16 protein-coding genes and 1 pseudogene are annotated in these 20,269 nt (G+C 61.0%); 8 read left to right on the top strand and 9 right to left on the bottom strand.

Annotation, left to right across the window (positions count from 1 at the left end):
- Positions 1-3: 3 nt before the first annotated feature.
- The 3 genes and pseudogenes from Mame_RS25770 to Mame_RS25760 form a co-directional block, all read right to left on the bottom strand.
- Entirely contained in the window at positions 4-1,080 is a 1,077-nt protein-coding gene (locus Mame_RS25770) for an ISAs1 family transposase (protein WP_079920686.1), read from the bottom strand.
- 59 nt (positions 1,081-1,139) lie between these two features.
- Positions 1,140-5,678 carry a DUF4214 domain-containing protein gene (locus Mame_RS27565; protein WP_079921068.1) on the bottom strand — a complete coding sequence of 1,513 codons (4,539 nt, stop codon included), beginning with the start codon at positions 5,676-5,678 and terminating at the stop codon, positions 1,140-1,142.
- A gap of 168 nt (positions 5,679-5,846) precedes the next feature.
- Positions 5,847-7,012 (bottom strand): annotated as a pseudogene (locus Mame_RS25760) (RHE_PE00001 family protein).
- A 363-nt stretch (positions 7,013-7,375) separates the two neighbouring features.
- Between Mame_RS25760 and Mame_RS25755 the strand changes: the two are divergent.
- From Mame_RS25755 to Mame_RS25740, 4 genes are read left to right on the top strand one after another with little or no spacing between them, the layout of a single operon-like run.
- Entirely contained in the window at positions 7,376-9,733 is a 2,358-nt protein-coding gene (locus Mame_RS25755) for a hypothetical protein (protein WP_026173986.1), read from the top strand.
- Positions 9,734-9,781: 48 nt separating this feature from the next.
- Positions 9,782-10,141, top strand: a complete 360-nt coding sequence (locus Mame_RS25750) for a type II toxin-antitoxin system RelE/ParE family toxin (protein WP_026173985.1) — start codon at positions 9,782-9,784, stop codon at positions 10,139-10,141.
- Positions 10,131-10,454 carry a helix-turn-helix domain-containing protein gene (locus Mame_RS25745; protein WP_018067756.1) on the top strand — a complete coding sequence of 108 codons (324 nt, stop codon included), beginning with the start codon at positions 10,131-10,133 and terminating at the stop codon, positions 10,452-10,454. The genes Mame_RS25750 and Mame_RS25745 overlap by 11 nt, the downstream gene beginning before the upstream one ends.
- A gap of 45 nt (positions 10,455-10,499) precedes the next feature.
- Positions 10,500-11,330: a protein NO VEIN domain-containing protein gene (locus tag Mame_RS25740; RefSeq protein WP_018067755.1), complete on the top strand. Its 831-nt coding sequence runs from the start codon at positions 10,500-10,502 to the stop codon at positions 11,328-11,330.
- Between the two features lie 66 nt (positions 11,331-11,396).
- Here the strand turns inward: Mame_RS25740 and scpB are convergent, their stop codons facing one another.
- Together scpB and Mame_RS25730 are read right to left on the bottom strand one after the other, a co-directional pair.
- Positions 11,397-12,098, bottom strand: a complete 702-nt coding sequence (scpB, locus tag Mame_RS25735) for an SMC-Scp complex subunit ScpB (RefSeq protein ID WP_018067754.1) — start codon at positions 12,096-12,098, stop codon at positions 11,397-11,399.
- Positions 12,099-12,100: 2 nt separating this feature from the next.
- Positions 12,101-13,054 (bottom strand): DUF1403 family protein, encoded by a 954-nt coding sequence (locus tag Mame_RS25730; protein ID WP_026173983.1) that lies wholly within the window; start codon positions 13,052-13,054, stop codon positions 12,101-12,103.
- Positions 13,055-13,200: 146 nt separating this feature from the next.
- On the opposite strand from Mame_RS25730, the gene Mame_RS25725 reads away from it, so the two are divergent.
- The 3 genes from Mame_RS25725 (at position 13,201) to Mame_RS25715 (ending at position 15,101) form a co-directional block, all read left to right on the top strand.
- Positions 13,201-14,271, top strand: a complete 1,071-nt coding sequence (locus tag Mame_RS25725) for a site-specific integrase (RefSeq protein ID WP_018067752.1) — start codon at positions 13,201-13,203, stop codon at positions 14,269-14,271.
- A 144-nt stretch (positions 14,272-14,415) separates the two neighbouring features.
- Positions 14,416-14,682, top strand: a complete 267-nt coding sequence (locus tag Mame_RS25720) for a type II toxin-antitoxin system Phd/YefM family antitoxin (protein WP_018067751.1) — start codon at positions 14,416-14,418, stop codon at positions 14,680-14,682.
- Positions 14,679-15,101, top strand: coding sequence for a type II toxin-antitoxin system VapC family toxin (locus tag Mame_RS25715; RefSeq protein WP_018067750.1), 423 nt, complete (start codon positions 14,679-14,681; stop codon positions 15,099-15,101). Before Mame_RS25720 ends, Mame_RS25715 begins: the two co-directional genes overlap by 4 nt.
- A 120-nt stretch (positions 15,102-15,221) precedes the next feature.
- Here the strand turns inward: Mame_RS25715 and Mame_RS25710 are convergent, their stop codons facing one another.
- Positions 15,222-15,641, bottom strand: coding sequence for a DUF1761 domain-containing protein (locus tag Mame_RS25710; protein WP_018067749.1), 420 nt, complete (start codon positions 15,639-15,641; stop codon positions 15,222-15,224).
- Between the two features lie 116 nt (positions 15,642-15,757).
- Between Mame_RS25710 and Mame_RS25705 the strand changes: the two genes are divergently transcribed.
- Complete coding sequence (locus Mame_RS25705) at positions 15,758-16,450, top strand: helix-turn-helix transcriptional regulator (RefSeq protein ID WP_026173981.1); 693 nt, start codon at positions 15,758-15,760, stop codon at positions 16,448-16,450.
- Positions 16,451-16,526: 76 nt separating this feature from the next.
- Here the strand turns inward: Mame_RS25705 and repC are convergent, their stop codons facing one another.
- From repC to repA, 3 genes are all read right to left on the bottom strand, one after another.
- Positions 16,527-17,846 carry a plasmid replication protein RepC gene (repC, locus tag Mame_RS25700; RefSeq protein ID WP_018067137.1) on the bottom strand — a complete coding sequence of 440 codons (1,320 nt, stop codon included), beginning with the start codon at positions 17,844-17,846 and terminating at the stop codon, positions 16,527-16,529.
- Positions 17,847-18,004: 158 nt separating this feature from the next.
- Complete coding sequence (gene repB, locus Mame_RS25695) at positions 18,005-18,991, bottom strand: plasmid partitioning protein RepB (RefSeq protein ID WP_018067138.1); 987 nt, start codon at positions 18,989-18,991, stop codon at positions 18,005-18,007.
- A gap of 72 nt (positions 18,992-19,063) precedes the next feature.
- Entirely contained in the window at positions 19,064-20,269 is a 1,206-nt protein-coding gene (gene repA, locus Mame_RS25690) for a plasmid partitioning protein RepA (RefSeq protein ID WP_018067139.1), read from the bottom strand.

Genomic DNA, 20,269 nt, shown 5'->3' with positions numbered 1-20,269 from the left:
GGGCTATCGCATATGAGCGATCATTGAGATTAGGAAGGTATCGTCCCATCCGGCTTTTTTCATTTTGCGCCGGATGGACGCCTTGTCCGGGTGGTGTCGGATGATGTTGAGAGCGAGCTTGCGAAGGATCGAGAGGTTCCGGGGCCCGTGATCCTTTCGGTTTCTGGCGGCGTCTTCGCAGAAGGCGACGTCGAGCACCCAGTGCAGTTGGTTCTCGATCGTCCAGTGCGCTCTGGCGATGTCCAGAAAGGCGGTAGCGCTGACTGACCTGGACAGCAGGAAATGTCGGATGTGACGCGTTTGCCGGCCATCGGGCTCCACCCGGATGCTTTCAAGCCGTGCGATCGCCTTGACGCCGGGAAAATCCATTCCTTCCGCCTTGACGATGACGGCGCGTCGGGTTTCGGTTCTGTCATGGGCCTTGCCATCGGCCTTTTCGGCTCTGTCGGGGTTGCTTTCCTTTTCAAGCAGGGCGATCGCCCGGTTGAGAAGGCCCGGTTGGTTGCCCTTGAGTGCAAGCGCATAGTCGGCGCCGGTCTTGAGAATGGCAGAGGCTGTGTCTGCCCTGCAATGCAGCGCGTCAGCCGTGACGATGCAGCCATCCAGCGACAAGCATGAAAGAGCTTGCAGAACGCCTTTGACTTCACTGCGGCCCGGCGCGAGCTGCTGGCCGATGACCATGCGCTGGTCGGCGGCCCAGATGTTGACCAGATGCAGGGGCGAGGCCTTGTCGCCGCGTTTGTAGGCCCCGCGCACGGCCTTGCCGTCGATGGCGATGACGCCGCTGATGGATTTTGCGAAAGCCTGCGCGAAGCGTGCAAAGACCGTTTCGAAAGCCTCAGGGTCGATATGTCTGAAAACATTCGAGAAAACGTCGTGACTGGGAGTGCCGTAAGGCAGAGGCACGATCTCCTTCAAAAGCTTGTGCTTGGAGACGCCAAAGTCGGCCATGTCCTGACAGGTTTCGGCCCCGCACAGCACCGCGGCCAAGGCAATGAACAAAACGCTGTTCAGCGAATAGCGGACATTGGCCGCCCGAGGGTCCGGAACCGACCCGAAAAGAGACGCAAATCCGTCCATCCAACCCTCCACAACAGAAAGGCTGAAGATGAATCGATTTGCGTCAAATATTCAATAGCTTAAAAGCCATACGCGATTCCCCTGCCACCGCCCTGAAGGTCGTCATTGCCGGCGCCCCCGTCGAGATAGTCATCGTTGACAGTGTCCGGGGTTTCACCGCCGGCAAGCAGGACGTCATTGCCATCTCCACCATAAAGGCGGTCGCTGCCAACACCTCCATTGAGCACATCGTTACCACCGCCGCCGGTTATGAGGTCATCGCCCTCATAGGCTACGAAATAATTATCTAGCTCGTTGCCCAAAAGAAGATCACCATGCGAACTGCCCCACAGAATGCTGTTGAGATGGTCAACCGAGGCGACAGAGGTCACATCGGACGGCTGGCCGATGTAGAAAACCGACTCGTCGGCAAAACGCAGGAACTCAATCCGGCTATTTTCGAATTTCCAGTTGCCAATCGTAATGACATCATCGAGTTCGGAAATACTCTTGCCCGGGTTGTTCTCGTCCCGCAATCCGATCAGGAGGTCATTGCCCGACAAGGTCACAACCAGATCTGCAGCGGATATGGAGTCGCCAAAATACAAGGCGTCGTATCCACCGGAAGGATCATAGATGTAGTCCCTGCCGAACCCTCTGTCGAAAATGTAAGTGTCATCGCCTGATCCGCCGTCAAAAGTGTCGTCTCCGGCGCCACCGATCAGCGTGTCATTGCCGCCACCGCCCTGAAGGTCGTCATTGCCGGCGCCGCCATCAAGATAGTCATCGTTGACAGTGTCCGGGGTTTCACCGCCGGCAAGCAGCACATCATTGCCATCCCCACCGTAAAGGCGGTCGCTGCCAACGCCGCCATTGAGAACATCGTTACCCGCGCCGCCGGCGACAAAATCATCGCCGCTTCTGGCGTCGATGGTGTCATCACCATCATAACCTGCGATTTCGTCATCGTTTTCGGTTCCGTTGAGGGTATCGTTTCCGGCCGTCCCCTCGATCTGGTATGCGGCGTATGCGGGCGGGTTTTCCGGGGTGTTTCCGGTGGTTTCGTGTTCGGTACTGAGTGCGAGCGAGGCAACGAACTGGGCTGCGGAGATGGTGCCGGCATCGATATGCTGGGTCCAGGTGTCGGTCTCGGCCTGGCTCGCTTCGCGGCCGAGCGCATTGCGGAAAGCCTGGCGGATGAACTCCGCGGTCGAAAGCCCGGCAAGCGCGGAGGTTGCGCCCGATCCGCCGTCGATCAGCCATTCTGCGATATCGGCGAGCGTATCGCGGCCATACATCAACTGCTCGGTCAGAAGCACCTTTTCGCGCACCGAGGGATCGCGGTCGAAGATGACGTCCGTCAGCTTTTCCAGCGTCTCGCGGACATGCACTTCATCGAGGCTGCGCTCAAACACCGCCGCGTTCATGATCGTGTCGTAGTTGTTGGTGAGCGCGTGTCCGTTGCCGGCAAAGATATGCTCGGAGGACTGCGCCAGTTCAGCTGCGAAGGCGGCACGGGTGAGGCCTCCCGAAGCCAGCGTCGAAAGCACTGCGCTCAAAGCCGAAAGCCCGGGCGCGCGACCATAGGCATTGAGATAGAGCTGCGTCACGAAGCCGGCATCCGACAATTCGCCGTAGCGAAGGGTGAACTCCTCCGATGCCATCAGCGCTTCCGCCAGGGCGCTTTCATCCAGCGCGCCGCCGGCGACGTAGCGCACCAGTTCTTCACGTTCGGCGAAGTCTGCATCGCGGTCGAGAATCGTGTCGTAAAGGCGCGCAGCATCGGTCAGCAGACGGGTACGGGCAGCTTCGTTCAGCTGTATCTCATGGATTTCTGTCCGGACGGCGCCGTCCTCGTACCATGTCTCGGTCAGCACCCAGCGCTCAATGCCTGCAGCGTCGACCGTGTGTTCGCTGGCCCGGTGTGTGTCATCGCCGTCGGCCGTAATCCCGTTGTTCCAGCGATAGGAGCCGTTTTCCAGCGGAGACCAGTGGATCGTCTGCGTGACATCGCCGCGCAGAATGGTCTGCTGCAATCCGTCGGCGCTTGTCGTGGTGACGAAGGTCTCGGTCACCACGCCTTCGCCATCGAAGGTCTTTTCCGTGACGCCCGTCCGCCCGTCGTCTTGCGTGACGCTCACCCGTTCCTTGTCGATACCGCCATCGCCGTCATAATCGAAGGTTTCGGTTTCCGTCAGACCATCGGCGCTGACGATCTTGCGGTAAGCGGTCTTCAACTGGCCATCGGCATAATGTGTTTCCGACAGCGATTCGATCCGGCCGTCATCGAGATAGGTTGTCGACACCGTCTTGGTGATATCGGTCACGCCATCCCCGTCCGCGTCGACCTCCGTCGCGCTCGTCAGGCCGTTCTGCGCGACCGTGCGCAGCTCCCGGTGGACCAGACGTCCGCCGGCATATTCCGAGAGGGTCGTCACTTCATTGCCGGCGTCGTCGTAAGCGATCGTCTCGGTCCGGCTCAGATCGGCCGCGCCGTCACCATCAAGATCGAATGTGGTCCCGGTTTGCATCCCGCCTGCATCGCTGTCCTGCCGGATCACAACTGCGGCATTGCCTGCCGTCTCCAGATCCTCCCACACCGACGTGGTCGACTGGTCGGCATCGATGAGCGAGGACATCCGTCGGTCCCCCGCACCATCACCATCGAGATCAAGCAGACTTGTCACGCTGCGCCCGTCGGCGCTGGTGGTCACGGTTTTCGACCAGACCAGTTGCCCGTCATCATAGGCCCGGCTGGAAACGGTGGAGCCGCCGCCGGCATGGTCAGCTCTTTCGCTGACGAGGTCGACCACCCCGTCCCCATCGAGATCGGTCTCACTCACGCCGACAAGCCCGTCACCCGTCGTCGTGGTCGTGACGGCGGACAAGAGCCCGCCCAGATCGTCCCGGGTCTCGGTGCTTTCCACGACCGTTCCGTCGCTTTCAAACACGGTGTCGGATTCCGTCACGAATTCGAAGACATCGTCACCGTCGAGATCGAAGTAGACGGCGCTGTCGAGCCCGTTGGCGTCTGATACGACCTGCCTTTGCGCCAGAAGCGCCTCCGTCCCGTCATACCAGGCATCCGTCTCGCTGACCGTCCCGTCCGCGGCAACACCGGCGCTCGCGTGGCGCCTGAGGTCGGCAACGCCGTCGCCATCGCGATCGAAAAGCACGCTGCGTTCAAGCCCGTCGCCGCTGACCGTCTCCGTCCGCGTGGCAGCGATGTCGCCGGCATCATCGAACCATGTCGTGGTCGTCGTGGTCGCGCCGATATCGCCGATGGCAGTGATCGCCTCGCTGTCCGTCGCTCCATCGCCATCGACATCGCGCGTCACCGTGACCAGCCGCCCGTCGGCGCTGGCCGTCTGCGCCTCGGCGGCCAGAAGCGCCCCGCCCGCCGCGCTCAGCAGCGTCGTCACCGAGGTCACGCCATTTGCGGAAACCGTCTTCACCGTCTCCCGACTGCGGTCGAACACCCCGTCGCCGTCCAGATCGCGCCTTTCCGTCGAACGCAAGCCGTCGCCGCTCTTCGTGGTTTCGGTTCTGGCCGAGACTGCGCCATTGCGCGCGCGGGCATCTTCGACAAGCGTTCGCAAGCCATCGGCATTGAGAACCGTTTCGGAAACCCGGATGATATCGTCGTCGCCATCGCCGTCGCGATCCGCGGCTGTCGTGACCGTCAGCCCGGCTGCATCCTTCACGCGCGTCTCGCGCGCATAGACCCCATCGTCCTTCAGATAGTCCGTCGCCGTGGTGACCGTGCCATCCGCGGCGGTGGTCGTGGTATCGATGCGATCGATCGTGCCGTTGCCATCGACATCCCGCGTCACGCTGCTTGCGCGTCCGTCACCTGAGACGGTCTCGACCTGTCGCGAACGCAGAACGCCGTCGCCATCGCTCAGCTCTGTCGTGGTTATCGTGCCGCCATCGTCCTGCAGAACCGTCACGCGGGTTTCAGCAAGATCGAAACTGCCGTCGCCGTCTTGGTCCTGCCGGCTCGTCGTCGAGAGACCGTCATCGCTGACTGTTTCCTCGATAGCGGAAAGCAGCGTCCCGTCTTCGGCAACCGTCTCGGTCACAGTCGTTCGGCCGCCATCCGCATTGAGCGTCGTAGTCGCAGTCTGCGTTCTCTCGAATACGCCGTCGCCATCGCTGTCGGTCTCGGTCGTGACAACCAGCTTGTCATCGCCGACTGTTTTGCGGCTCACCGACCGCAGCGATCCGTCCGTGTTTTCGATCCGGGTCTCGGTGACCGTGCTGCCGTCCACCAGATAGCCCGTCGTATCCGTCCGCACGCTTTCGGCAATACCATCGCCATCGTCATCTTTACGCACAACGGTTTCAAGCCCGTTGGCGCTGGTCTCGCTGCGGATCACACCGGCGACCGTGCCGTCTGCGTAATAGCCGGTCTCGGTCACTGTCACCGCGCCGGCGGTATCGGTCACGCTGGCGGTGACCCGGTCGATGGCGCCGTCGCCGTTTTCGTCGGCGCTCACCGTCACCGCAAGCCTGTCCGCGCTCTTCACCGTCCGCGTGAACGCGGTCAAGGTAACTCCATCGCCGGCATAGGACGCACTTTCGATGGTCGTCACGCCCTCCGCATCGGTCTCGGTCACATCATCGGTGATCGCATCCGCGATGCCGTCACCGTCGATATGCGAACGCTACCTGATAAAATGCCTGCTCTCTTGCGCACAGGATGCGAGCTGCCTTCCGATCATAGCTTGTCTGCAAGCCGAAATCCCGCAAGGATAGGTCGGTGAGCTTCTTACAACAGTTAGTAATTACAGTCCCCAAGCCCTAAATCTCCCCCTCCCCGTTCTCTCCGTGATGCCGAGTTGTTGGACGATGCGCCGTGCCGCTTGCGGCGTGACGCCGAGCGTCTCGCGGACCATGGTGGCCGACACGAGCGGCTTGGCCACGACGAGCTCGACCAGGTCCGGTAACCTCGATGACGCACGCCGACCTTCCAGCCTCCGGTTCATCATGGTCTTCGCAAGCAATAGCCTGTCATGCTCCTTCGTCCCGAGCTCGGCGGGCCGCCACGAGGCCGCCGGCGATGGCAATCAACCGAGTGTCGCGGTCGCGATGCCGGCGCCGATCGACGGGAATGGTTCTGAGTCCGGAGTTGATGCCGGCGAGATGGGCGCCGGTGGTGACGCCGGCGTGCCGCAGGATTGAAGCCGAAAGCAACCGCCCGAGCCACGGCGCATGCTGCAGGACGGAAAGCTCATTCCAGGCATCGAGAGCGATGATCGCCTGCAGCACCGCCGGCAGTCCGTCGGCCTGGCACAACGCCGCGCGCCATTCATCGAGCCGGGCGTCCTCGTCCCAGTCGAGATCATAGATCATCGGATCCTTTTCGGGGCTGCTGGCCGTCGCACGGCCGCCGGTGCGGCGCGGACGTGTAGCGTCCTCGATTGCGGCCGACGATCGGCCAACGTCGCATCGATGGCGGCATAGTCGACGTCGGGCAGATCCTCCGCATCTCTGTGACCCTTCCCCTCCCCTTCCGGATCGGGCACGGCCGCGATCGCGATTGCCGGGCGGACGGAGCCGACCATCTTCGCCTCGCTCTGGTCGGCCGAGGGGATCTCCGAAATCTGTCGCAGCGTGCGCAAGCCGTCAGCCGATAATGCCCAATCAGGAGACTGGCCCGAAATCCGCCGGCGGGTGAGCAGCACGTCGCGGGCGATGGTGAGTTGGTGGGTCGGCGTGCGGGTATCGCGAAGAGCGTCGTGGAGGACGAGGTCTCGAGATGGACGAGTTCGCCGTCGATCCACAGCGAGGCGCAGGCGTCGGCGAAATGTTGCCGCTCGAGAAAGCCGGCGCCGACCGGGGAGCGGGCGATGCGCTCGTCGAGACGCGCCAGGGCGATACCGGCGCGAAACGCCGGCTCCATCAAGCCGCTGATTGGCAAAGTCGCGATTTCGTAAGACATTGAAATCATAGTAAATGATTTTCTAAACGAACTCTATCTCAAAGGCAGTATTCCTCAAATGGTATTATTGACGGTTGAGTTGCTAACCATCAACAAGTAAACCTCATTCGAAATGAGAGTTTTCGGTTTACCGCTGGTAAACAACCAAAATCTATAATGAAACACAATATTCTATTTGGTATATTAATATCTATATCTGGAAAATTTTCTAAAGAAATCGAATGGGGTCTAACCCCGACAGGTGCGCCTTTCGAGTATCGGTGGCGTGTCACCGGAGTCGGCATTCGCTTTGCGGCGTGCATCATTTGTTAAACAGCAATTTCTATCTCCGGTTCCTTTCGGCATTGGTGCCGATTGCAACGGAAAAAGAGCATGCCAAAACAAGAATTTTCATCATGTCATTTTCAGCCAAAAATCTCAAAATTCTGCGAGATACGCATAGCGCCGGTCGCGTCCAAGCGGACGCTGGAGAAGATCAAGCCCTATCTCACCAGCCTCGTCACCTATCGAGAGTCACCACCCTTGCGGAACGGGCGCATCGACTGGGCTGCAGTCAGCGATGGCTGTGGGATTGAGGATGAGATTTCCGCTGATTTGAAGAAGCAGTTCCGCATCGCATTGGATGCAATCACTCGGTGGCTCGGCGCCCCTGCCCTGTCCGAGGACGGCCAGGCGCCAAAGCCTAGGGTCCGACAAGGGTATGCCGCCCGCGATGCCTCAAAAGTTAAAGGCTCTTCCACCCGAAAGCCTCGACGATCTGGGGCTAGCCTTTCACAACCGGATCCCATGCGGGTTTCAAGAGGCCCCAAACCCAAACCGATCCAGGAATTTCCGGAACCGCTGTTCGATGCAGCACATGATCCCGATGGTTTCCAAGAAGCGCTTGCATATCAGATGCGTCGGTTCGGCGAGAATTACTGGCAGCTCTATCGCGCCGTCGTTCGGCTCGATGAAACATTCGACCACAAGACCATGCTATCCTGGTTTGAGGGCAAAAGCGTGCCGAGATCGGTCGCGAGTTTCCGAATTCTCTCCCGCATCGAAAAGCGGTACCGATTGCCGGAAGGATATTTCAAGGCGAAGCTGCCACACCAGAACCGCTCTCTCCATGGTCACGACCTTGGCGATATCAGTCCTGCCGAGCGAAGACGGATTGCGGTGCACCTTCCTGATGATTTCAGCAGTCTTCCCTTCAGCAAGCGGGAGGAGATCGTTGACTGGGTCCGCCGGGTAATCATATCGGGAACAACCGACTATCGGCGCTATCAGGCCAAGGCCAGCAAACAGCGTTATGCCGTTCGCTTTCCCGGCGTTACGTATGGAGGCGGATCGCTTTCTCCCCGGGAGCATTCCCTGGCGGAGAACATTCACAATACGGCTGCGGAATCCTTTGAGGATCCTGACCTTCTATCTGGCGTCGTAGACGCGCCGCCGCGGCTGGCAATGGAAATGGCCGACCTGATTCGGTTCAAGACGTCGACGCTGACGGCGATCGGGCTGCAACGCAACGGAGTCTGGGGCGAGGAAACGGCATCGCAAAAGATCGAACATCTCGGCCTGATGTTCGGCGCGCTTGCCGCCTCCCCTTCCGGCATTATCAAAGGCCGTGGGGTATCGCTCAGCCAGCTTACATTCGGTCTGCTGATCTTCCCTGGCGTCTGGGATTGGTATCTGCAATGGCGGGAGCAGCGCCGTGGCTTCTACACCAAATGGGAAGAAGACATGCTGATGGTCGCGCAATCCCTCACTCGCTCGGAGGTAGGCTGGATCCGGCAACATCCCGAACTCTTGCAGAAAGTTCGCCCGATCGAAGGCCTGATTGCGCCGGAGGAGATCGCGTTTGCCTCTCGGGACTGGCATGGCGCCTGCGATGCATTCCACCGACATGCCGGCTACCGCTCCAAGGAAATCCAGCGGGTGATGCGGGTGCATCGCGATCCCTTCGAACCGATCATGGTCGTCCTTGAGGCGGACAGTCCACTGTCGGAATATCGCAAGATCACCGACGAGATTTTGAGACGCATGCCGGACGAAGACCGCTATCCGCGCGCGGCTGCAGAGGCGGTGCGGTTGTTCCGGCTGCTTCGTCTCGGTCTGCATCTGGGGCTTCGGCAGAAGAACCTTCGCCAGCTTCGCGTCTGCCCTCGCGGTCAGTTCCCGACATCCGAGCGAAGGCTGGAAGACATGAAATGCGGCGAGTTGCGCTGGAGCGATCGTGATAGCGGATGGGAAGTGCTCATCCCGTCCGTGGCCTTCAAGAACTCCGGCTCGTCCTTCTTCGGGCAAAAGCCATTCCGCCTGATCCTGCCCGACCTGCTCGATCTCTACAAATACCTCGAGGCCTATATCGATCGTCACCGCGGCGTGTTGCTCGGACCGGCAGATGATCCCGGCACCCTGTTCATCAAAACGGTGAAGGCGACCAGCAAGCAGGCAGCATACGGCTCCACTACGTTCTATGAAGCCTGGCGCACGGTGATACAGCGCTATGGAATCTATAATCCCTACACCGGTCGCGGCGCCATCAAGGGTCTGCTGCCACACGGCCCGCATAATCTTCGCGACATTCTGGCAACCCATATCCTTAAGCAAACCGGGTCTTACGAACAGGCAAGCTATGCGATCCAGGACACGCCGGATGTCGTTCAAGAGCACTATGGGCGCTTCCTGCCACAGGACAAGGCAGCGCTTGCCGCCCGGATTCTGAATCAGGTATGGGAGGCGGCATAGCGGCCTTTTCAACCTTGAGGAATATAGCACTTAGTGCTATATAGATAAATGTCAGAACGAGTGTTCAAAACAGCGTGGTTCGCAAAAGCGGCAAAGAAGGCGCGGATATCCGACAAGGCTCTGTCGAAGGCAATTCATCAGGTTGCCCTTGGTCAGGCCGACGATCTCGGCGGAGGCGTCTTCAAGAAGCGGCTCAACGAAAACATGCATCGGTCCATCGTTCTGGCAAAAGCCGGAGAATTCTGGGTATTCGCCTATCTCTTCGCCAAGAAGGACCGGGCGAACATTGATGACGACGAGCTTGCGGCCTTCCGGAAGCTCGCGGAGCTTTACCGTCGCAAGACAACTGCCGACCTCGAGGCGGAGCTCGGGATCGGCGCCCTGCTGGAGATAGACCATGGCGAGTAAACGCAAATTCAAGAGCGACGCCTTCGAGGCGATCCATAGTGCGGTTGAAGGTATGCATGCAGCCGGGACCATCGACAAGGAAACGATGCGAACCTTCGATGAGGACTGCCTTGTAGTCCCGCAGGAACTGACGCCTGACGCGATCAAGGCTCTGCGCGAACACAACCATGTCAGTCAGCCAGTCTTCGCCCGTTACCTGAACACAAGCCCGTCAACGGTGCAGAAATGGGAAACCGGCGCCAAACGGCCAAGCGGGCCGGCGCTCAAGCTCCTCTCGCTGGTACAGAAGCATGGGCTGCAGATGCTCGGCTGACGGGTTTCCCGTGACAAAGCAGTTTAGCCGTCATAGCCTGGCGCCATGAACGCTGAGCATTGGTCCGATCCGGAAAACGACGCGATCGTCGCCGTCTACTTCGACATGCTGAAGGAGGAGCTGGCCGGTCGCGCCTATAACAAGGCGATGAACAACCGGTGCCTGCAGCAGTCCCTTGGCCGGTCCAAAGGCTCGATCGAGTTCAAGAACTGCAATATCTCGGCCGCGATGATCGGCTTTGGGCTTCCTTACATCGGCGGCTACCAACCCCGCTTCAATTTTCAGATGGCGCTGGCGGAGGCCGTTTCGCGATGGCTTGCCAGAAACCCGTCGTTCGAGACTGCAAGCGCGGTCGAATTGCCTTCGGGTTTCGCGGAAGCCCCACCCCTGTTCTTCGGCGTACCGCCGACGATGCAGAATGCGCCGCCTCCGGCCGAACTGTCACAGATCGAGGCGATCGCGCGCAGATTTGACGTGGCGGGAAGGGACGAGCGAAACCGCTCGCTTGGCAAAGCTGGCGAAGAGCGTGTTTTCCATCACGAACGCGCCCATCTTGCAGCCTCGGGGCGGAGGGATCTGGCGGCGAAGGTCCGCTGGGTGTCCCAGGAGGATGGTGATGGCGCAGGCTATGATATTGCCAGTTTCGCGCCCGACGGATTGCCACGACTGATCGAGGTGAAGACGACGAATGGATGGGAGCGCACGCCTTTCTATATCTCGAGAAACGAGCTGGAGGTCGCAGACGCTCGTTGCCACGAATGGAGCCTGGTGCGTCTGTTCGACTTTTCCCGGGACGCCCGCGCGTTCGAACTCCGGCCGCCGCTCGAAGCCCATGTTTCACTGATGGCCGCTCAGTTTCAGGCCGCCTTCAACTGAAGGCGGATTCCGGGTGGCAGTTGTCATGAAGGTTCAAGGAGTCGCGCGAGCCCGGCGGCAACAGCCTTACTCTTCCTCGCCCTCGACCACGGCCACCATCGCCTCCTCCTGCATGACGGCTCTGCTGAGCAATCCGGCATCCTCCAGCGCTTCGATATCGGGCAGATCGCGCAGCGTTTCCATGCCGAAGGCGGAGAGGAAATGCTTCGTCGTGACGTAAGTGTAGGGCGCGCCGGGTGTCGGGCTGCGGGGGCCGGAGGCGATGAGGGTGGCGCTTCGGAGCGCGCCGATGGTGTCGCGGCTGACCTCCTTGCCGAAGATTTTTGACAGTTCGGCGCGGGTGATGGGCTGGAAGTAGCCGACGGCCATCAGCACCATGGACTCGAATTCGGAAAGGGCTGACACCCCGCCCCTTGTGGGCGCCGCAGAGGCGCGGATCGCGTCGGCATAGGCGGGGCGGCTGCGGTGCTGCCAGCCGCCGGCGACCGCGACGATCTCGTAGGGCCGACCGGTGAGTTCTTCACGAAGATCGTCGATCAGAAGATCGATGCTGCAGGCCTTGCCGACGACGCGGGAAAGCGTCTCGCGGGTGACCGGCTCGGCGGCGGCGAAGATCACCGCCTCGACCCGCAGCATCCATTCGCGCCAGCGCAGTTCGGGCGGCAAGGCCTCGAGCTCCCGATCAAAGAGGCGTTCGCCTCCCGCCTTTTGATCTGCGGCATTCGCTTTCCTGCGGCGGGATGGCCTGTTCTCCGCTGCTCCGGCCATCGTCACAATCCAAAAATCCGAAAGGAGGAACGGCCCGACAATTCGCGCACGGCGCCGAAACCTTCGAGCCGTTCGAACAGGCGGGTTGCGGCCCAGCGGGAAAGCTTGCTGCCGGGCGCTGAAGCCGGCATGGCGTCCTCCTCCAAGAGCGTCTGAATGACCGGGCCGGCCCCCTTCGTCCGCACCTTGAGGGCGACGGCCACAAGAATGTCGGCCCGGCGCGCGATCGCACCCGCCGTCCGCAATGCGGCCCCGGCCCCGTCGGCAAGCGCCAGACAGACCGCGCGGGCAAAAGCCGGTTCGCCTGGCCGCACACGCCCCCTACCCCCAATGGTCCGAAACGCAGGGCCGTAACGCTCCGCTATCATCAAAGGTACGGGCCGGTTCCACTTCAACAGGGTTGCGATCAGCATGTCGGCCATCGCCCAGGCCAAAGGTTCGGCGTCCGGACGGGCGGCGAGGATTGCGGTCACAAGGTCGGCGACCACGAAGGGAACGGCGCGACCGGACTGGAGCGCGGCTTCCGCCAGCTCTAGGATCGACGCGAGATCATCATTCCAAGCGATCCCCATGAGGTCGGCAAGTTCTTCGACCTGTTTCACAGAAAAGCCGGGTTTTCGGGCGACGAGCCTTTTGTAGGCCAGAAACATCGTTCCGGCGGGGCCCGGATCGTCGCCGGCGGCGGTGAGCAGGACGGCATCGCGCAGCGCCGCCTCGTCCTCGCCCCGGCCGGTCAGGCGGACGGCGGCGGCGGCGCATTTCAGCGCCTGCCGTTCGCGCCAGCAGCCGGCCCAGACGGGTTCGGAGCGAACGAGATCATCAAGGGATTTCAGAGCGATACCGGCCGAGAAGGCGGCATCGGCTTCGCTCAATTGGGGCCCGCGCGGGCGGGTCCAAGCTGGCAAAGGCGCGGTGGTCGCGGCGGTTCTGGCGGGTGGCGCGGCGTACGAATCCATGGCGCCAACGCTAACCGAAACGAGCAGTTAATGCCAGCATAATCGACATAAAGCGCACAGCTTGTCTTTTTGCTATTATGATTGATAATCTTGCATTATCGTTCATAATGCTCATTATAGAGAAAAACCCCATTTTGAGGCCCTCAATGCCCGAAAACGACGTCGATCCGCACGCCAGCCCGTCTCTCGGCACGAGCGCCGCTTATGAATTGCAGCCGTCGGGCGCGTTGACGGGCCATCTCGCGCCGCTGGTCGAACGCGCCCGCGGTTACGTCGACGCCGCGAGCGCGGCCAATACAAGGCGCGCCTATGCCGCCGACTGGGCGCATTTTTCAAGCTGGTGCCGGCGCAAGGAGCTTGCGACCCTGCCGCCCGATCCGCAGACCGTCGGTCTCTACATCACGGCCCTCGCCTCCGGGGAAGCGGCCCCGCGGGCAAAGCCGAGCGCGGTTTCCACCATCGAGCGGCGGCTGTCGGCGATCGCGTGGAACTATGCGCAGCGCGGCCTCACGCTCGATCGCCGCGACCGGCATATCGCCACCGTGCTCGCCGGCATCCGCAATCGCCATGCCGCCCCCCCGCGCCAGAAGGAGGCGATCCTGCCCGAGGAGCTGATCGCCATGGTCGAAACGCTCGACCGGGGCACGCTCAGAGGCCTGCGCGATCGCGCCATGCTGCTGATGGGGTTTGCCGGCGGGTTGCGCCGCTCGGAGATCGTCGCGCTCGATTGCGGCCGCGACCAGACCGAGGACGGAAACGGCTGGATCGAAATCCTCGACAAGGGGCTGCTGGTGACGCTGCGCGGCAAGACCGGCTGGCGCGAGGTGGAGATCGGCCGCGGCTCCTCCGATCTCACCTGCCCTGTCCATGCCGTGGAAACCTGGCTGAAGCTCGGCAGGATCGGCCATGGCCCGCTGTTTCGCCGGGTCACCGACAAGGGCAAGGCCGTCGGTTCCGAACGGCTGAAGGACCAGGAGATTGCCCGCCTCATCAAGAAGACCGTTCTTGCCGCCGGCATTCGCGGCGAGTTGCCCGAGGCCGAACGGATAAAACTGTTCTCCGGTCACTCCTTGAGAGCGGGCCTCGCCTCCTCGGCCGAAGTCGACGAGCGCTACATCCAGAAACAGCTCGGCCATGCCTCCGCCGAAATGACAAGGCGCTATCAGCGCAGGCGTGACCGGTTCCGCGTCAATCTCACAAAGGCCGCGGGGCTGTAGAGCACTTCCAGGCAAAGTGGATACCGTTTCACCGTCCATGAAATGCGGTAACGCGCCAGACGCCTCCCTGCCCTGGCGCCTCTTGCCGTTCATGAGGGGATTGATTATATAGTCATCATGGTCATTCTGGTCAGGAGGCGCGCAATGCAGCCCGTATCGCACGATGAAAAGAACTGGACGGTCGCCAAGGCAAAGGCCAAGCTTTCAGAGGTGATTGAGCGTGCGCAATCCACGCCACAGACAATTACACGCAACGGCAAGCCGAGCGTCGTGGTGGTCTCCGCCGAAGAATGGCAGCGGAAGGTCGCGCGCAAGGGGACCCTGGCCGAGTTTCTTCTGGCGTCCCCGCTGCGTGGCGCCGAGCTTGATCTCGACCGGCAGGGCGACGAGCCACGCGATCTATCGCTGTGAAGCTCCTGCTCGACACCAACGTCCTGTCTGAAGTGACGAAGCCGCGCCCGGAGAACCGCGTTCTTGCATGGCTGGATGAGATTGACGAGGATCGCTCCTTTATCAGTGTCGTGTCGCTTGCCGAAATCCGTCGCGGTGTCGCGCTCATGGACAGCGGGCGAAGGCGCGATGCTCTTGCCGATTGGCTTGCCAACGACCTGCCGCAACGTTTCGAGCAACGCGTGCTTGCCGTGGACGAAGACGTGGCTTTCGCCTGGGGCGACCTGATGGGGGACGCAAAGCGCCGTGGACGCGGAATGTCGTCGATGGACGGGCTGATCGCGGCCACGGCAATGGCACACGGGCTCACCCTTGCGACACGCAATATCAAGGATTTCACGGGTTGTGGCATAGAGCTGATCGATCCATGGGCCGTGTGAAGTACAAATCCGGCCCGGCCGATCCTCGCAATTGCTAAGTCGAAGCCGTGTGTCGGCTCGTTTTCACACACGGCCGGCCCCCCTGCCCTCACGCCGTCCATGCCTTTTCAGGTGATGGCCCTACTGCAACAGGAATAGAAGGGCAGCCGTCATCAGACTGCTGATCAGAAAATAGGGCGCATTCACCATCGTATAAAAGAACGGCCGGGGGAAATTGGGATTGATCGCAATCGTCATGCACATCGCCAGAAGATAACCGACGCCGATCACCAGCCCGAGCGAAAGGGCGTCGGTAAGGGAGGCAATGGCGATCATGCGCATGATCGCCGCGGTGGTGACGATCATGACGACATTGCACAGAAAAGGCCCGAGGATGGTCAGCGCGTCCGGCCGGGCGGCGGGCAGAGCCTCCCGCCCGAGTGCGATTGCGTAATATCGCGGCACCAGGCCGCCAAAATACAGGCCCCCGAACACGAAACCGAATGCGGCGGCCGCAAGAATGCCCCAGAGACTGATCTGGGCAAATGCACTGAAAATCATGACTTTCTCTTTCGCTGAAATCTGGAGCCGGGGCGCTTGATGGACACTCGTTGGCTATCCGACCCGGATGAAGCGTGTATAGATGGACCCAACTGACACTTCACGGCAGTTGGACGATGAGCGGACCCGACAGATTGCTGCGCCTTCTTCAGCTTATGCGCGTCATGGCGCCGCCGGTCACGGCGAAACGCCTGGCGGCCGAACGCGGCGTATCCGTGAGGTCGATCTATCGCGATATCGAACTGTTGCGATTGTCGGGCGCTAGAATCGAAGGAGAACGCGGTTATGGCTATCGCCTGATAGAGGACTACGCCCTGCCGCCGCAGACCTTCGATCGTCTGGAAATCGAGGCGATGACCGTGGGTCTGGGGGAAGTGCGCCATATGGGCGACCCGGACCTGGCGCGTGCCGCCGAGGCCGTTCTTGCCAAGATTGCCGCGACCTTGCCCGATGACAGCGAGCAACATTTGCTGCATGCGATATCCCATGTCTATCGGCCCGCTGGACGCTACGACGCGCATCCCTGCCTGCCCACCCTTCGGCAAGCGTGCTGGGATGAGTACGAGATCGAAATCGGCTACCGCGATCAGGCCGGCGTTGCCAGCCGGCGCCTCATTCGTCCCCTTGCCATCATGTACAGCGAACGCGTCCTGACGGTTCTGGCCTGGTGTTGCCTGCGCGATGACTTCCGGATGTTCCGGGTCGACCGGATCGAAAGCCTTTCGGGTAGGGGCGCCAGTTTTCGGCCCCGGCGGGCGAGTTTGCTGCGGGACTATCTGGCACGACTCAGCGACGAAAACAGCGCGTGAACAATCGGAAGACGTCGCGGTCATGCGGTCGTTTCGCCGATCATGATCCGCCGCGCAAGACGAACCGCTGACAGGATCACGATCGCGGCTTCTTCAGGGAGCGGGCGAGAGCGGAAGAAACGGTCAACCCATCGTCACGGCCGTCCTCCCCTGTCCCGTCGTCATCGGTAGGCGGTGTCTGCGTGGCATTCCCTGCCTCGATCCTTGCCCTCAGCAGCGCCATGACCATCGGCCAGACGGAGAACTGGCCATCCCTCGCCCGTTCCGTCAGGTTGCGGAGATAGCCGCCGGGGCTGACGACGGCCTCGCCGCGCTGGTAGATCGCTGCCAACGTGATCGCGGCCTGTTTGTCGCCCATGATTTCGGCCGCCTCCCGCCAGGCGCTGGGGCTGACGCCCAGCATTGGCCGGGCGATCTCGGCGATGCCCAGGAAGTCCCGCCAGTTACGGATCGAGCCTCCCTTTGCCAGATCCCGAAAGCCCTCGCAGGCATCCAGCACCAGTGCCAGCGGCAATTCCCGCTTCGGCAGGCTGTGCAGGTTGTCGGTTTCGTCGGCGCTGCCGCTCGCTTCTGATTTATTTCTTAAGCCATATTCAGATTCAGATTGGGATTCTGGGTTTGAATTCTGTTTGTGGCGCTCAGCATGAGACTCATTGGCGTTTATTTTTTGCGAATTTACGTGAAATTCCAATGTCTCACGCACTTCCTCATGCAGCAGAGCCAGGGCATCGCAAATATCTTCGGCGATCGCCAGGTCTGGAAGGCGCGGTAGCCGGTCAATGATGTCGCGGTAAACACGGCTCATCTTCGCCCAGTCGCCCGGAACGCCCTCATCGAGCCCGGCCTCGATCATCTTGACGATGTCCCGGCGCAGCAATGTCAGCCGTTCGCGGGCGCATTTCAGCGCCAGGCGCTCCTCGGCGATCCGCGCGGCCATCGCCTCGAACTCGGCCGCCCTGGCCACCAGCGGCGACAGGTCGAAGCCATAGGCCTGCTCGACCTGCCCTCCCCTGCCCTTCCTGGCGAAGCGCTTGCCGTTCGGACTGTCGCGCCGGATGATCAACCCGCACTCGACCAGGACGGCCAGGTGACGGCGCAGCGTCGCCGGCGAGATGCCGTTGGCGCGCGCGATCAACTGCTCGTTGGAGGGCCAGACCACGAAGCCGGTCTCCTCGCAGAGTTCGTTCTCGGGATAAAAGGTCAAAAGCGCGTTCAGGATCGCAAGGCCGCGATCGCTCGCCCCCAACGCCGTACGTGCTTCCCGCACGGTATGAAACAGTTTCCACTTGTTGAGCCGCGCCCCCTTCGGGGCCTCCCGCGCCACTTTCTGGTTTGAAAGCATCGCGAGCGACATCGGCCGCCGCCCAAAGGGCGTCGTTGTCATCGCATTGTCCATAGGTTCACCTTTCAAAAAGGCAAAAGAAATCCCGTCCGCAGTCCACGGAATGAACTGCAGCCTCTTGACTGGGACGGCCGGAAATGCGAATCAGTAGGTGCTAGTTACAAATCGGCTTCCGGACGCTCGTCGTTTGGGGGCCTTTTTTCTTTTGCGCGTTATCCTTTCTTCTGCTGGCTTTGAAATTCGGCGTAAAGCTCTTCCAGTTGACCGGAAAGATAGGTGCCAAAGGCATCTGCATCCGTGGCCTTGAGTGAGAGAGAAAAGCCGTTTGCGGCGTGCTTCGTGGTCACGCTCATCTTGTTCTCGCCCAGCGACCATTTCTTTTCGCTGCTATTCTTCGGCTTCGCCCGCCTTCCCTTGCGCTTCAGTTCTTCCAGCAGCGCCAGGCACCGATCCGGCGAGGAGAGCTCCTGAAAAGGCTCCTCCGCCATAAACTGACGCGCCTGTTCCAGCTTTGCCGGGGGCAAAAGCAAGCGCTTGAGCTCGTCCCAGCGATCCCGGCCAATGCCTTTGGCCGCGCCGATCTGTTCGAGAATGTCCGTCGGAATACCTTCCGCGATCGAGAACATACGCGAAAGCATGGCATTGTCGATGCTGAGCGCCTGACGGATAGCCTGCCTGTCTATACCGGATTGCTGCAGCCGGCTGGCAAACAGCGCCTTTTCGATGAAGGACAGGTCCGCGCGCGCCGTATTCTCCTGCCCCTGCGCCACGACATGGGCAAGGTCCTCGATTTCGCGAATGATCGCGCGGACCTTGATGCCGAGTGTTTTTGCAGCGCGCGTGCGGCGATGACCATAGACGAGAATGAAGCGGCCGGGCTTCTCCGGGTTGGGCCGCACGAGTACCGGCGAAATCTGGCCGGCCTCGCGAATGGCTTCGACGAGAACATTGAAAGCCTCGCCGTCTTCCTCGATACGATCGACATAGGGCGACGGATCGATATCGTTCGGATCCAGCATGACGATCATCTCGCCATCCTGAACCCTGAGCGAATTCTCTGCCATTTCCTCAAGCGACTGCAACATTGAGCGCGAGGCGCCGCGCAGCGCATAGGCAGAGCGCCCGTCGCGCTCGCCCTCGGGCTTGTCGCCCGCTTCCTTCGGGTTGATGATATGGTTCAAAAGGTGCTTGCGTGCCATATCAGCCTCCCCGATCAATCGATAAGCGTTTGAATATGTGCAAAAATCCGGCTGTCCGTACGGCTGGCAACATCACTTGCGCCCCCATGCTTCGTGGATGAGGTCGGCGATCTCGCCATTGACGTCGTTGAGGCAGCCGATCGCTCGGTCATAGGTCGTCCGCGTAAACTGCACGCGTTCCACCTCATAAAGCGTCTGCTTGGTAATGCCCGCATCGGAAATGGCTGTGGACTTCACCATATGATTCTTCAGCATCCGGCTGCCGAACATCGCCTGCATGAAGCCGACCATCTGCGCCTGCGGTCCATCCGTGGGCTCATAACGGGTCACCAGATAGCGGAACCAGTTGAGCTTGACGCTGGCACCGACCCCGCGGATCGAATCGAGAATTCCGCCAAGCATCAGCAGAAACTGGCTCATCGACAGGATATCGAGCATCTGCGGATGCACCGTGATTAGGACCGAGGTGGAGGCGGTCAGGGCCGTCAGCGTGAGATAGCCAAGCTGCGGCGGGCAATCGATCACCACCACATCATAATCGGCTTCGACCTCCTTCAGCGCTCGCGTGAGGCGGGTGAAGAACAGCCGACCTTCCTGGGACGACCGGTCGGTGGCCGCTAGCGGCGTTTCATATTCATATTCCTGCAGCTCGAGATTGGCCGGTACGATGTCGAGCCCGGGAAAATTGGTCGGGCGGATGATCTCGCTGATCGGCTTGATCTCGTCATCATAACGCAACGCCTCGAACAGCGAGGGCGAGTTGTCGAGCTCCGGCTGGATGCCGTGCAGGGCGGTGAGCGAAGCTTGCGGGTCGAGATCGATCGCCAGCACGCGATGCCCTGTCAGCGCCAGATACTGGGCGAGGTGGGCCGTCGTCGTGGTCTTGCCGCTGCCACCCTTGAAATTGACCACGGAGAGAATTTGGAGATCGTCGCCCGGGCGACGATGAGGCACGTAAAACTTCTCGGAGCGGCCGTTCTTGTCCAGAAACCGGCGCAGTTCCAGGATCTGTTCGGCCGAATAGGAGCGCCGGCCGGAGGCCGAAACGACGGGGGAGGGGCCTTTGCCCTCCAGATGGAGTTTCTTGATATGGTTCTGGGTAACGCCGAGAAACTCGGCGACTTCGGCAATGCCGAACAGTCGCAAGCCCTTTTGCGCATTCGGCGGGAATTGCTCGATGCGCAGCAGGTCGAGCTTATCCGAGATAAGCTTTCCCTGATCAAGAATCTCGTCGGCAAAATCAGTTTTGCCGGTGTTTGGAACAGACTGTGTCGTCAA

The organism is Martelella mediterranea DSM 17316, from assembly GCF_002043005.1.
In the GTDB taxonomy this organism is placed as follows: domain Bacteria; phylum Pseudomonadota; class Alphaproteobacteria; order Rhizobiales; family Rhizobiaceae; genus Martelella; species Martelella mediterranea.
The sequence above is the reverse complement of the archived record's forward strand: the minus strand, read 5'-3'. Positions and strand labels throughout refer to the sequence as shown.

Bases quoted from the DNA above. Each gene is read 5' to 3' on its own strand.
- Mame_RS25740 (WP_018067755.1), top strand. From the start codon at position 10,500: ATGAACGCTGAGCATTGGTCCGATCCGGAAAACGACGCGATCGTCGCC.
- Mame_RS25755 (WP_026173986.1), top strand. From the start codon at position 7,376: ATGCCAAAACAAGAATTTTCATCATGTCATTTTCAGCCAAAAATCTCA.
- Mame_RS25710 (WP_018067749.1), bottom strand. From the start codon at position 15,641: ATGATTTTCAGTGCATTTGCCCAGATCAGTCTCTGGGGCATTCTTGCG.
- Mame_RS25725 (WP_018067752.1), top strand. From the start codon at position 13,201: ATGCCCGAAAACGACGTCGATCCGCACGCCAGCCCGTCTCTCGGCACG.
- Mame_RS25770 (WP_079920686.1), bottom strand. From the start codon at position 1,080: ATGGACGGATTTGCGTCTCTTTTCGGGTCGGTTCCGGACCCTCGGGCG.
- Mame_RS25730 (WP_026173983.1), bottom strand. From the start codon at position 13,054: ATGGATTCGTACGCCGCGCCACCCGCCAGAACCGCCGCGACCACCGCG.
- scpB (WP_018067754.1), bottom strand. From the start codon at position 12,098: ATGGCCGGAGCAGCGGAGAACAGGCCATCCCGCCGCAGGAAAGCGAAT.
- Mame_RS25750 (WP_026173985.1), top strand. From the start codon at position 9,782: ATGTCAGAACGAGTGTTCAAAACAGCGTGGTTCGCAAAAGCGGCAAAG.
- Mame_RS25720 (WP_018067751.1), top strand. From the start codon at position 14,416: ATGCAGCCCGTATCGCACGATGAAAAGAACTGGACGGTCGCCAAGGCA.
- Mame_RS25705 (WP_026173981.1), top strand. From the start codon at position 15,758: ATGAGCGGACCCGACAGATTGCTGCGCCTTCTTCAGCTTATGCGCGTC.
- repC (WP_018067137.1), bottom strand. From the start codon at position 17,846: ATGGACAATGCGATGACAACGACGCCCTTTGGGCGGCGGCCGATGTCG.
- Mame_RS25745 (WP_018067756.1), top strand. From the start codon at position 10,131: ATGGCGAGTAAACGCAAATTCAAGAGCGACGCCTTCGAGGCGATCCAT.
- repB (WP_018067138.1), bottom strand. From the start codon at position 18,991: ATGGCACGCAAGCACCTTTTGAACCATATCATCAACCCGAAGGAAGCG.